Annotated in this window: 11 protein-coding genes; 4 read left to right on the top strand and 7 right to left on the bottom strand. The window is 73.2% G+C overall.

Features of this window, described 5'->3' with window-relative positions; genetic code table 11:
* The first annotated feature begins 50 nt into the window (after positions 1-50).
* Both G3I54_RS14505 and G3I54_RS14500 read left to right on the top strand, forming a co-directional pair.
* Positions 51-1,298 carry an MFS transporter gene (locus G3I54_RS14505; protein WP_164614769.1) on the top strand — a complete coding sequence of 416 codons (1,248 nt, stop codon included), beginning with the start codon at positions 51-53 and terminating at the stop codon, positions 1,296-1,298.
* On the top strand, positions 1,255-2,577 hold the full coding sequence (locus G3I54_RS14500) for a D-arabinono-1,4-lactone oxidase (RefSeq protein WP_164614767.1): 1,323 nt from the start codon (positions 1,255-1,257) through the stop codon (positions 2,575-2,577). Before G3I54_RS14505 ends, G3I54_RS14500 begins: the two co-directional genes overlap by 44 nt.
* 96 nt (positions 2,578-2,673) lie before the next feature.
* On the opposite strand, the gene G3I54_RS14495 is transcribed toward G3I54_RS14500, so the two are convergent.
* Complete coding sequence (locus G3I54_RS14495) at positions 2,674-3,810, bottom strand: hypothetical protein (RefSeq protein WP_164614765.1); 1,137 nt, start codon at positions 3,808-3,810, stop codon at positions 2,674-2,676.
* Positions 3,811-4,305: 495 nt separating this feature from the next.
* On the opposite strand from G3I54_RS14495, the gene sepH reads away from it, so the two are divergent.
* Positions 4,306-5,403 (top strand): septation protein SepH, encoded by a 1,098-nt coding sequence (gene sepH / locus G3I54_RS14490; RefSeq protein ID WP_164614763.1) that lies wholly within the window; start codon positions 4,306-4,308, stop codon positions 5,401-5,403.
* An 87-nt stretch (positions 5,404-5,490) separates the two neighbouring features.
* Here sepH and G3I54_RS14485 read toward each other — a convergent pair whose 3' ends face one another.
* The gene (locus tag G3I54_RS14485) at positions 5,491-6,321 is read right to left on the bottom strand and encodes a sulfurtransferase (protein ID WP_164614761.1); all 831 of its coding nucleotides are present in this window, start codon (positions 6,319-6,321) and stop codon (positions 5,491-5,493) included.
* A gap of 236 nt (positions 6,322-6,557) precedes the next feature.
* Between G3I54_RS14485 and G3I54_RS14480 the strand changes: the two genes are divergently transcribed.
* Positions 6,558-7,352 (top strand): VOC family protein, encoded by a 795-nt coding sequence (locus G3I54_RS14480; RefSeq protein WP_164614759.1) that lies wholly within the window; start codon positions 6,558-6,560, stop codon positions 7,350-7,352.
* Between the two features lie 48 nt (positions 7,353-7,400).
* Here G3I54_RS14480 and G3I54_RS14475 read toward each other — a convergent pair whose 3' ends face one another.
* From G3I54_RS14475 to G3I54_RS14455, 5 genes are all read right to left on the bottom strand, one after another.
* Positions 7,401-8,462 carry a DUF4073 domain-containing protein gene (locus G3I54_RS14475; RefSeq protein ID WP_239144374.1) on the bottom strand — a complete coding sequence of 354 codons (1,062 nt, stop codon included), beginning with the start codon at positions 8,460-8,462 and terminating at the stop codon, positions 7,401-7,403.
* A 135-nt stretch (positions 8,463-8,597) separates the two neighbouring features.
* A complete protein-coding gene (locus G3I54_RS14470) occupies positions 8,598-9,248 on the bottom strand; it encodes a thymidine kinase (RefSeq protein ID WP_164614757.1) in 651 nt (216 codons plus the stop codon).
* A gap of 46 nt (positions 9,249-9,294) precedes the next feature.
* A complete protein-coding gene (locus G3I54_RS14465; protein ID WP_164614755.1) occupies positions 9,295-10,482 on the bottom strand; it encodes a nucleotide pyrophosphatase/phosphodiesterase family protein in 1,188 nt (395 codons plus the stop codon).
* Complete coding sequence (locus G3I54_RS14460) at positions 10,482-11,078, bottom strand: DUF5998 family protein (protein WP_164614753.1); 597 nt, start codon at positions 11,076-11,078, stop codon at positions 10,482-10,484. Before G3I54_RS14460 ends, G3I54_RS14465 begins: the two co-directional genes overlap by 1 nt.
* Before the next feature lie 65 nt (positions 11,079-11,143).
* A partial coding sequence (locus G3I54_RS14455; protein WP_239144373.1) for an acetate--CoA ligase family protein occupies positions 11,144-12,292 on the bottom strand: 1,149 nt, incomplete at its 5' end.

Here is a 12,292-nt window from a genome sequence, read left to right as displayed (position 1 = left end):
TAAGCTGTATCGGCCAGCTATACGCCTGACAGGCACGACCGGAGTACCCCTTGCCCAGCCCCTACCGCGCCATCTTCTCCGCCCCCGGCACCAAGGGGTTCTCCGCCGCAGGCTTCTTCGGCCGGATGCCGCTGTCCATGATGGGCATCGGCGTCGTGACGATGATCTCCCAGCTCACCGGCCGCTACGGGCTGGCCGGGGCGCTCTCGGCGACCCTGGCGATGTCGGCGGCGGTCTGCGGCCCCCAGGTCTCCCGGCTGGTCGACCGCCACGGACAGCGCCGGGTGCTGCGCCCGGTGACGCTGGTGGCGGTGGCCGCGGTGGCGGGTCTGCTGATCTGCGCCCAGCAGGGGGCGCCGGAGTGGACGCTGTTCGTCTTCTCCGTGGGCGCGGGCTGTGTGCCGAGCGTGGGGTCGATGGTCCGGTCGCGCTGGGCGGCGATCTACCGGGGCTCCAGCCGGGATCTGCACACCGCCTACTCGTGGGAGTCGATCGTCGACGAGGTGTGCTTCATCTTCGGCCCGATCATCTCCATCGGTCTCTCCACCGCCTGGTTCCCGGAGGCCGGGCCGCTGATCGCCGCCGCCTTCCTGCTGGTCGGCGTCTTCTGGCTGACCGCCCAGCGCGCCACCGAGCCGGTGCCGCACCCGAAGTCGCAGCACACCGGCGGCTCCGCGCTGCGCTCGCCGGGGCTTCAGGTCCTGGTGGCCACCTTCGTGGCGACGGGCGCGATCTTCGGCGGCGTGGACGTGGTGACCGTGGCCTTCGCCGAGGAGCGCGGCCACAAGGCCGCCGCCTCCCTGGTGCTGGCCGTCTACGCGCTCGGATCGTGTCTCGCGGGGGCCGTGTTCGGGCTGCTGCACCTCAAGGGGAACCCCTCGACCAGGTGGCTGGTGGGTGTCTGCGCGATGGCCGTGAGTATGATCCCCCTCCAACTGGCCGGGAACCTTACGTTGCTGGCCGTGGCGCTCTTTGTCGCGGGCCTCGCCATCGCACCGACGATGGTCACCACCATGGCCCTCGTCGAAGCGCACGTACCGCGCACCAAGCTGACCGAGGGCATGACCTGGACCAGTACCGGGCTCGCGGTCGGAGTGGCGCTCGGCTCCTCGGCCGCCGGCTGGGTGGTCGACGCCGCCGGGGCGAAGGCGGGGTACGCGGTGCCCGCCGTGGCGGGAGCTCTCGCGGCGGCGGTGGCGTTCCTGGGGTATCGCCGGCTGGCCGGGCCGGCTGCGACGGGAGGGCGCGGGGAAGATGACCGACACCTACGCACGGACGACGACGAGCGCGTGGCGTAACTGGGCGGGTACCGTCACCGCCCGGCCTGCCCGCACCGAGTCCCCCGCGTCCGTGGACGAGCTGGCCGACGTGCTGCGCCGGGCGGGCGCGGAGGGCCTGAAGGTGAAGCCGGTCGGCTCGGGCCACTCCTTCACGGCGGCGGCCGCAACGGACGGGGTGCTGATACGCCCCGACCTGCTCACCGGGATCCGGGACATCGACCGTGCGGCGATGACCGTGACGGTCGAGGCGGGCACTCCGCTCAAGCGGCTCAACACCGCACTCGCCCGCGAGGGCCTCTCGCTCACCAACATGGGCGACATCATGGAGCAGACGATCGCCGGGGCGACCTCCACCGGTACGCACGGCACGGGCCGCGAATCGGCGTCGATATCCGCGCAGATCCGGGCGCTGGAGCTGGTCACCGCCGACGGCACGGTGCTGCGCTGCTCGGCCGAGGAGAACCCGGAGGTCTTCGCCGCGGCCCGGGTCGGGATCGGCGCCCTCGGGGTGATCACCGCCGTCACCCTCGCCGTGGAGCCGATCTTCCTGCTGACGGCCCGTGAGGAGCCGATGACCTTCGACCGGGTCACCGCGGACTTCGACGCCCTGGTCGCCGAGAACGAGCACTTCGAGTTCTACTGGTTCCCGCACACCGGCAACTGCAACACCAAGCGCAACAACCGCAGCGCCGGTCCGGCCGCCCCGCCCGGGCGGGTGAGCAGTTGGATCGACGACGAGCTGCTGTCCAACGGGGTCTTCCAGGTCGCCTGTTCGCTCGGCCGCGCGGTCCCGGCGACGATCCCCTCGATCGCCAAGCTCTCCAGCCGGGCGCTGTCGGCGCGTACGTACACCGACATCCCCTACAAGGTGTTCACCAGCCCGCGCCGGGTGCGGTTCGTGGAGATGGAGTACGCCGTTCCGCGCGAGCAGGCGGTGGCGGCGCTGCGGGAGCTGAAGGCCATGGTCGAGCGGTCACCGCTGAAGGTCAGCTTCCCGGTCGAGGTGCGCACCGCTCCGGCCGACGACATGGCCCTGTCGACCGCCTCGGGCCGGGACAGCGCGTACATCGCCGTACACCTCTACAAGGGCACGCCCCACCGCTCGTACTTCACGGCGGTCGAGCGGATCATGACCGCGCACGCCGGCCGGCCGCACTGGGGCAAGATCCACACCCGGGACGCGGCCTATCTGGCGGAGGTCTACCCGCGCTTCGGCGAGTTCACCGCGCTGCGCGACCGGCTGGACCCGGACCGCATGTTCGGCAACGACTATCTGCGGCGCGTGCTCGGCGACTGAAGTCCGCCGACCGCCGGTACGCCGTCGGCCCCGGCCTCCTCCTGATCGGGAGGGGGCCGGGGCCGACGCGTGTCGCGTGCTCTTCCGGTATGTCGGTCACTCGGTGTCGGTGCCGGGCGGAGCCTGCTCGCCCTGTCCGGGCGCGACGCCCGTGCCGGTCGAGGGTGCGCCGGTTCCGGTGTCGCCGGAGGCCGACGGGGTGGGCGGCGTCGGGTCGGGCGTGGTCCCGCCGCCGGAGCCGGAGGGCGTCGGGGTGGGAGTGGGCCCGGTGGTCGGGTTCTCACCGCCCGTGCCCGTTCCGGGGTCCGGGCTCGTGCCGCTGCCGTCGCCGCCGTCCGTCGCGGGGGCCGAACCGGTGCCGTCGCCGGGGGTCGGCCGCCGCTCGTCCGCTCCCCCGTCCTGACCGGTGTCGCCGGAGGGCGTGGGGTCGGCGGGCCCGGAGTCCCGATCGCCGCCGCCGCGGACGACGGAACCGATCGTGGTGCCCTGGCCGCCGCTGAGGTCGCCGTCCGAGATCACCTCGTACGCGGTGATCCCGGCCATGGAGACGGCGAAGACCACGGCCGCCGCGAGCGCGGGCCGCTTCCAGCCGCGCATCCGGGTGCCGTGGGTGACGCCGTCGCTGAACGCGTCGTCGGCGACGGCCGCGCCCTCTCCGGCCCGCGGGAGCAGCCGCGTACGGTCATCGGCCCGCGGGATCGCGTACGTACGGTCGTCGGCGCCGGAACCTCCGGCCGGCGGGACGCGGAGCATCCGGGTCCGCGCGTCGCCGAGGTCCAGCAGCTGCGTCCGGTCCGGGTCGACGGGCTTCAGCAGCTGGGTGCTCTCCGCGTCCGGGACCACCTCCGGGACCGTGCCCGGGTCGACCGTGGGCAGCACCGTGGTGGCGTCGTCGGCCGGCTCCGGCTCTGACCGCCGCGCGGCGGATCTGTGCGCCGAGGGCGTCGTCTCCTTGGTGTGCACCGTCACCTGGCGGCCCTCCGGGTGGGTCACCTGGACCGTCACCTCGCGGATCTGCTCGCCGGTGCGGCGGAAGAAGTGCTGGAAGACCGAGCCGCCACAGGTGGCTACGACGCTCATCACGCCCGCGCCGGCGATCGTGCCGTACACGCCCAGCTGCGAGGCCAGCACCGCTGCCGCGACGGCCGCCACGGCACTCCCGGCGACCTGCGGGAGACTCAGATCTATGCGCCTTTCCTTGGGTTCTGCGTCACTTTCCGGCTTCTGAACCATTACCAGCCCCTGCTTGACATCTCTCCCACCATGCAACAGGAAGGGACAAATGAGCGAAGTGGATAGTTCCGTTTCCGGTGATTGTGTGAAGCACAACACGCATCAGGGGCATTTCGCGGAGAACTGGGTATCTCAACTCCCGCGCCCGGTGAGAACTTCGGCGGCGCGCCGGTCCACCCCGGTGGCCCGAATGGAGTACTGTGACGAGCCCTGGGGCGGACTCCGACGTGGGAATCCGCAGCCACCGGAGGGGGCCGACGGCGGCACTCGAACCGGTGGCGTCGAAGCATCACACGGGTGCTTGCTGCACAGAGCGGCCAAATCGGTCACTTTGGGTCGCAATGGGTAACCGTGTCATGGTGGTGCACCAGGACGAGCGCCCGACACGCCGGGCAACTTGGCAAGGTTGTGGCAGGCTGCACCCGGGCAGGTCACACTCGACTAGCGGAAGCAGCGACGCACGTGACGTCGGCAGGCACCACCCGGGAGGTTCCCATGCCCGAACTGCGTGTCGTGGCCGTCTCCAACGACGGCACACGACTGGTGCTCAAGGCTGCGGACAGCACGGAGTACACGCTTCCGATCGATGAGCGGCTGCGCGCCGCCGTGCGCAACGACCGCGCACGGCTCGGCCAGATCGAGATCGAGGTGGAGAGCCACCTCCGGCCCCGCGACATCCAGGCCCGCATACGGGCCGGTGCCTCCGCGGAGGAGGTCGCCCAGTTCGCGGGCATCCCCGTCGACCGTGTACGCCGCTTCGAGGGCCCTGTGCTCGCGGAGCGCGCCTTCATGGCCGAGCGGGCCCGGAAGACTCCTGTGCGCCGTCCCGGCGAGAACACCGGCCCCCAGCTCGGCGAGGCGGTGCAGGAGCGTCTCCTGCTGCGCGGCGCCGACAAGGAAACCGTCCAGTGGGACTCGTGGCGCCGCGACGACGGCACCTGGGAAGTCCTGCTCGTCTACCGGGTCGCGGGCGAACCGCACTCGGCGAGCTGGACGTACGACCCGCCCAGGCGGCTGGTCCAGGCCGTGGACGACGAGGCGCGCTCGCTGATCGGCGAGACCGACGACGTCGCCGCGCCCGAGCCCAGCTTCCCGTTCGTGCCCCGGATCGCCCGGCTGCCGCGCGACCGGCCGCTGGACCGGAGCCTCGACCGGCAGATCGACCGCGACCGCCCGTTGGACCGGGCTCTCGACCGGCAGATCGAGCGGCCCGCCCCGGCCGCCGAGCCCGAGGAGTACGTGAGCAGTGCCTCGGCCGGTGAGCGCGACTCGCTGACCAGCCTGCTGGAGGCGGTGCCGAGCTTCCGTGGCGACATGGTCGTCCCGGAGCGGCCCACGCAGCCCGAACCGGCCGCGCTCGAACCGGCGGAGGAGACGGAGGCGGACGAGCCGCCCGCCGCCGCCGCTTCGGCGGGTGCGGGGTCGGCGTACGCGGATGTGCTGATGCCTCGGGCGGTGGCCGGCCACCGCGACCGGCTGACCGGCACGACGGACCGTCAGGCCGAGGCGGACGGAGTCCGGCCGGGCCGCCGGGCGGCCGTGCCGAGCTGGGACGAGATCGTCTTCGGCACCCGGCGCAAGAAGCAGGACTGACCGGGAATGACGACCGGTGGAAGAGGGGTCCGTACGCGGTCGCGTACGGACCCCTCTTCCTTACCGTTCGCCCGTCGTGCGGCGGGACTACTGGGGCTCGGGGCCCGTGGCGACCGGCCGGGAGGGGTCCGAGGACCACTCGGACCAGGAGCCGGGGTAGAGGACGCCGGTGAAGCCCGCGATCTCCAGGGCCAGCACCTCGTGCGCGCCGGAGACCCCGGATCCGCAGTAGACCCCGACGCCTTCGGTGCTGTCCGCCGCACCCAGCCCGGCGAACCGCTCGGCGAGCCGCTCGGCCGGGAGATAGCGCCCGTCCGCGTCGACGTTCGACGTGGTCGGCGCGGAGACGGCCCCGGGGATATGGCCGCCGACGCGGTCGATCGGCTCCACATCGCCCCGGTAGCGCTCCGCCGCTCGCGCGTCCAGCAGCAGACCCGACCGGGCGAAGGCCGCCGCACTTTCCGCGTCCAGCGTGGGCAGGGCCCCGGGCTTCGGCCGGAAATCGCCCTCGGCGGGGCGCGGGGTCTCGGTGGAGAGCTCGCCCGTCCAGGCGGCGAGGCCGCCGTCCAGGACCCGGACGTCGCGGTGCCCCGTCCAGCGCAGCAGCCACCAGGCGCGCGCGGCGGCCCAGCCCTGTCCGCCGTCGTACACCACGACGGGGGTGTCCTGGCCGACCCCGGCCCGGCGCATCACGGCTCCGAAGTCCTCCGGGTCCGGGAGGGGGTGGCGGCCGCCGTCGCCCGCCGGGCCGGCCAGCTCCGTATCGAGGTCGACGAAGACCGCGCCGGGCAGATGACCGGCCTCGTAGTCGGGGCGGCCGTGGGGGCCGCCGAGCTGCCAGCGGACGTCCAGGAGCACCGGCGGCCGCGCCCCGGCCGACTCGCTCGCGCATTCGGATGCGGTGATGATGGGCTTCATGGGTGCCATCCTCGCGCAGCGCGGGCGGCGCCCGTAACAGCATCGGAAGGGACGGCCGGCGGGAATCCGGCCGTCCTTCGTCGAGAACCCGGACGACGCGGCGCGGCCGGTGCGCCTCCCGCGCCGGGGGGTGCAAGCATCTGCACGGGGCACGCGGACCGCTTCCCGACCCGGGACGGCGTCCCTGTCCCGTTCCCCCGCACGGCCACCACAACGGTCCGAGGAGAGAGAAGACGATGACCGAGGCTGCCGCCCGGCGTACGCCCGGAACACCTTGCTGGGTGAGTCTGATCGTGCACGGCCTGACCACGACCCAGGAGTTCTACGGAGCCCTGTTCGACTGGGAGTTCCGGCCGGGCCCCGAACAGCTGGGCCCCTACGTCCGCGGACTGCTGCACGGCAAGGAGGTCGCGGGCATCGGCCAGCTGCCGCCCGACCGGCACCTCCCGATCGCCTGGACCACCTACCTCGCCACGGACGACGCGGACGCCACCGCCGAGGCCGTCCGCTCCTGCGGCGGTACGGTCGCGGTCGGCCCGCTGGACGCGGGCGAGGCCGGGCGGCTCGCCATCGCCTCGGACCCGAGCGGCGCGGTCTTCGGCCTCTGGCAGGGCTCGGAGCACATCGGCACGATGACGGCGGGCGTGCCCGGCACCCCTGTCTGGAACGAGCTGGTGACCCGGGAGACCTCGATGGTCGCGAAGTTCTACCAGACGGTCTTCGGCTACGAGACGGAGGCGATCGTCTCGGCCGACTTCGACTACCAGACCCTGCACCTGGACGGTGTTCCGGTGGCGGCCCTGCACGGCGTCGGCCACGCGCTGCCGCGCGACCGCGGGCCGCACTGGATGACGTACTTCGAGGTCGCCGACACGGACCGGGCCGCGGCGCGGGTGGTGGAGCTGGGCGGGCGCGTCCTGCAGCCGCCGCGCGAGGGGTCGAGCGGGCGGCTGGCGACGGTGGCGGATCCGGAGGGGGCCGTGTTCACGGTCATCAGGTCGGCCCGCGCGGGATCGTCGGACGTGTCCTAGGCGATTGCCGGACGCCCCCAGCCGCTCGGAGGCGACCCGGCCCGCCCGTCAGGCCGCCGTGTGCAGCGGAACCGTGAGCTGCTTGAGCCAGGTGCCGGTGGAGAAGTCGCGGGCCTTGATCACAACCGTGCGGGGGCCCACCTCGACCTGGAGGCCCTGGTTGAACGTACCGCCCACCGCGACCTCACCGCCCTTGCCGTCGTCCGTCCAGCCCGTCTGGACCGCCGCGGTGTTGACGACGGTGAAGCCGTCGAGGTTTCCGGTGCCGGGTACGACCCTGCGGACCACCCAGTCGGACAGGTTGAGGTCCCAGTGGGTGTGGCCGGAGAAGAGGAACACGTCCTTATGCCGGCCGAGGATGGACAGCAGCCGGTCCGGCTGGAGGTAGTCGCCCAGGTAGAGCTTGTTGCGGGTGCCCGACACGGTGTTGGGCAGCGGGTGGTGGGTGATCACCATGACGGGCCTGCGGCGCCGCGCCCAGTGGGCGAGCCGGTCCTCCAGCCAGGCGAACTGCGCGTCGCTGATCCACACCTCGTCCCACAACTTCGCGTCGTGGTAGTGCGCGTAGCGCTCGGTCCCGAGGGTCAGTACGGGGATTCCACCGAACGACGTCTCCGCGTAGACCGTGTTGCGCCCCGCGAAGTTGTAGAAGCTGCGGAAGAGCGAGTCCTCCGTGGTGCCGTTGGGCCAGGTGTCCTGGGCGAGCGTGTCCGGGTCGCTGTACTTGGGGACGTAGAACTCGTGGTTGCCGATGGCCCACGCGACGTTCCTGGGGTGCCGGTGCCGATCGAGGGTGCGGCGGACCTCCGCGTACTCGAAGTCGTAGCCGCGGGGCGTGATGTCACCGGCGACGCCCAGCCCGGCGCTGTGCGGGTTGATCCGGTGCAGGTCGTCGAGGGCCTTGCCGAAGTCGGCCAGGTCGCCCTGGATGTCGCTGATGATGTTGAACCGGACCGTCCGGGGCCCGCTGCCGTGGCCGTGCTTCCCGTGCTCCGAGGCGGCCGGCGCGGCGGTGGCCGACGGGGCCGTCAGCCCGGTGCCGACGGTGAGGGCCCCGCCCGCCAGGAGCGAGGCGCGGCCCGTGGTGGCCATGAACGATCTGCGATCCATCGGTGGTACTTCCTTCGTGTACGCCCCTGTACGGGGTCGGGCGAGGGAAGCCTTGCCGACTTCGGTGACGTCTCGGCGTAGGAGAGGTGGCCCCGGGCTGAAGCCCGGTAGCGGCGGACCGGCGGACCGCGCGCCTCAGTCCGACGACACCGGCAGGACGTCCGGCGAGAGCGCGCCGGCGCGGGCGGAACCGCTCGTCATGCGGCGGCAGTGGTGCCGGCGGCACAGCACCTCGTAACCGACCTCGCCCGCCTGCCGGTTGACGTCGCCGACGACGACCTGGGCGCCCTCGACGACCATCTCGCCGTCGACCGTACGGGCGTTGTGCGTGGCCCGGGCTCCGCACCAGCAGAGCGCCTCGACCTGGAGGGCCTCTATGCGGTCGGCCAGCTCGATCAGCCGTTGGGAGCCGGGGAACAGCTTGGTGCGGAAGTCCGTGGTGATGCCGAAGGCGAAGACGTCGAGCCCCAGATCGTCGACGACACGGGCCAGTTGGTCGATCTGGCCGGGGGCGAGGAACTGCGCCTCGTCCACGATCACGTAGTCGACCCGGCCGCCCCGGCTGACCCGGCCGACGATGTGCGCGTACAGGTCCAGGCCCTCCTCGGCCTCGACGGCGTCCGTCACCAGGCCGAGCCGGGAGGAGAGCTTGCCCTCCCCCGCGCGGTCGTCCCGGGTGAAGATCACGCCCTGGAGCCCGCGTGCCGAACGGTTGTGACCGATCTGCAGGGCCAGCGTGCTCTTTCCGCAGTCCATGGTTCCGGAGAAGAACACCAGCTCGGGCATGAGAGGTCGAGCACCTTTCGGAGGGGGTGGGGCACGGCGGGAGGGGTTACGAGCGTACTTCGAGGAGCGGGACGAGCTGTTCCACGGGGGTCAGGGAACCGTGCACGCCGACCATCGCCGACTCGTGCGGCTCGTTGACGGAGGCCGTGATGATCACGTCGTCGTGGGCGGCGGCGACCACGTCGCCGATCCGGCCGTGGACCCGCTCGTCGATCGTCGGCCCGAACCAGCCGGCCGCGATGGCCTCGTCCCGGCTCGCGATCCAGAACTGCTCGCCGAGCACCTCGCGCCAGACGGCCAGCACGTCGGACTGCGCGCCCGGCACCGCGTACACATGGCGGGCGCGGCCCTCGCCGCCGAGGAGGGCGACGCCGGCGCGCAGCTCCCAGTCCTCGTCGAAGTCGATCCGGGACTGCTCGTCGAACGGGATGTCGATCATGCCGTGGTCGGCGGTGATGTAGAGCGCGGAGCGCGGCGGGAGCTGCTCGGCGAGGCGTCGGGCGAGCCCGTCGACGTACATCAGCTGACCGCGCCAGGCGTCGGAGTCAGTGCCGAAGCGGTGCCCCTTGCCGTCGACCTCGCTGTAGTACGTGTAGACGAGCGAGCGGTCGCCGGCGGCCAGGCGCTGGGCGGCGACGTCCATCCGGTCCTCGCCGGAGAGCCGGCCGAGGAAGGAGCCGCCGCTGAGCGCGACCTTGGTGAGGGGCGTCTGCTCGAACGTCGGCGCGGAGACCTGCGCGGTGTGCACGCCCGCGGCGTCGGCGAGCTGGAAGACCGTGGGGTACGGCTGCCAGACCTTCGGCGCGGTCCACGGCTTCCAGCGGAGCTGGTTCATCAGCTCGCCGGTCTCCGGGTTGCGCGCGGTGTAGCCGGGCAGGCCGTGCTCGCCGGGCGGCAGCCCCGTGCCGACCGAGGCGAGCGAGGTCGCGGTGGTGGAGGGGAAACCCGCGGTGAGCGGGCGGCCGGTGCCGCCGCGCGAGGTGGGGAGGAGCGAGTGCAGGAAGGGGGCCTCGTCGGGGTGGGCCTTGATCTGCTCCCAGCCGAGGCCGTCGATCAGGAAGACGCAGTTGCGGTCGGCCGGGGTCAGCTCGGGGATCGCGGCGGTGAACCCCGGCACCTCCTGTCCGGCGACGAGGGTCGGCAGCAGGTCGGCGAGCGAGCCGCTGCCGTACGCGGGCACGGGCGCGGTGTCGAGGGCGAGCGGGACGGGGTCCTGCCAGGCGGGCTGGGCCATCAGCGGCCGGTCGCCGCGGTGGCGGCCGTGGCCTCGGAGAGCGACTGGGCGAAGGCGAGCGTCTGACGCACCGCGTCGGGGCCGTCACCGGCCTCGCTGACCCGCAGGCTCAGGTCGTCGGCGGTGGAGCTGCCGGTGTAGCCGTGGTCGGCCTCGCAGTTGGAGTCGCCGCAGGCGGCGGGCTCCAGGTCGATCCGGGAGACCGCGCCCCAGCCGATGGTGAGGACGACCTCGCGGGGCAGGGTGCCCGGGACGTACTTCTCCGGGTTGGCCACCACCCGGCTGACCACGACGGAGGAGATCCGCTCCAGCTTCACCGACTCGGTGGAGGTGGTGGCGTACGGCGTCGGGGAGCTGGTGTCGGCGGCCTGCTCGTCGGTGTGGCTGACGATGAAGCGGTGCTCGGTCAGGACGAGGACCGTCACATGGCGGCGCACCTCGTTGGAGTCGAACGTGGTCTCCTGGTGCACCAGGTACGAAGCGACCGGCTCCCCGCCGACGGCGGCCTCCACCGCCTCGGCCACGAGGGCCGGGTAGTAGCCGCTGCGCTCGATCGCCGCGCGCAGCCCCTGGGTCGTCGTACCGGTCTTTGCCATGAGCACCATCCTACGGCGGGCCGGTGACTGCCGGGGACGCCCCGGTGGCCACCGGCCGGTGGGTCTCAGTAGTTCGGAAGGCGGCGGGGGCCGACGTCGCTCCGGGCGGGCGGTGGGGCGAGCCGGACGCTCGCGCCGAGCACGGTCAGTCCCTGTGGGGCGACGACGACCGGTTCGAGGGCTACGGAGACCACCTCGGGGTGGTCGTCGACCAGCCGGGACAGCCTGAGCAGCAGCTCTTCGAGCGCGGCCGTGTCGACCGGGGCCGAGCCGCGCCAGCCGAACAGCACCGGGGCCGCCCGGATGGACCGGATCAGCTCGGCGGCGTCGCGGTCGGTGGCGGGGACCAGCCGGTGGGCGGTGTCGCCGAGCAGTTCGGAGGGTGCGCCCGCGAGGCCGAAGGAGAGGACGGCCCCGGCGGCCGCGTCGATGGAGGCCCGCACGACGGTGTCGACGCCGCGCGGGGCCATCGCCTGGACGACGGGGAGCAGTTCGGCGGGCTTGCCGAGGAGGTCGGTCAGGTCTCCGTACGCCCGGCGCAGCGCCTCCTCGTCGGCGAGGTCGAGGCGGACCCCGCCGAGGTCGGCGCGGTGGCGCAGATGGGGTGCGGTGGTCTTGAGCGCGACGGGGTAGCCGAGCCGGGCCGCCGCGGCGACGGCCGTCTCCGGGTCCGGGGCGGGCAGGGTGGGGCGGACGGCGATGCCGTAGCGGCCGAGCAGTTCGCGGGCCTCGTCGTGGGTGAGCGGGCGCCCGCGCGGGTCGGGGGCGGTGGCGAGCTGCGCCTCGATCAGGGCGGCGGCCCCGGGCTCGTCGATGGTGTCGTCGAGGAACTCGGGGATCTTGCCGGGCACGGCCGCCTGGCGCCGCCACTGGGCGTACTTCACGGCCTCGGCGAGGGCCCGTACGGCGCGTTCGGCGGCGGGGTAGGCGGGGATGCGGCCGGGGCCGGGGGCGGCTTCCTGGCCGGTGGTGGCTTCCGGGGCGGTGGTCGCGTCGGGGGCGGCGGGCGTGGCCGGGGCGGTGGCTTCCGGGGGCGTGCCTGGGGTGGTGGCTTCCGGGCGCGTGCCCGAGGTGGTGGCTTCCGCGGGCGTGGTCGTGGCCGGGGCGGTGCCCGTGGGCTGGGCGGCGGGCGTGGTCGTGGCCGGGGCGGTGCCCGTGGGCTGGGCGGCGGGCGTGTCTGTGCTGGCACCCGGGCCGGTGGCCGTGGCCCGGTC

The sequence above is a fragment of the Streptomyces sp. SID14515 genome, assembly GCF_010548505.1.
Classification (GTDB): Bacteria; Actinomycetota; Actinomycetes; order Streptomycetales; family Streptomycetaceae; genus Streptomyces; species Streptomyces caviscabies.
Note: the sequence above shows the minus strand (reverse complement) of the source record. Positions and strands in the feature narration are given on the sequence as shown.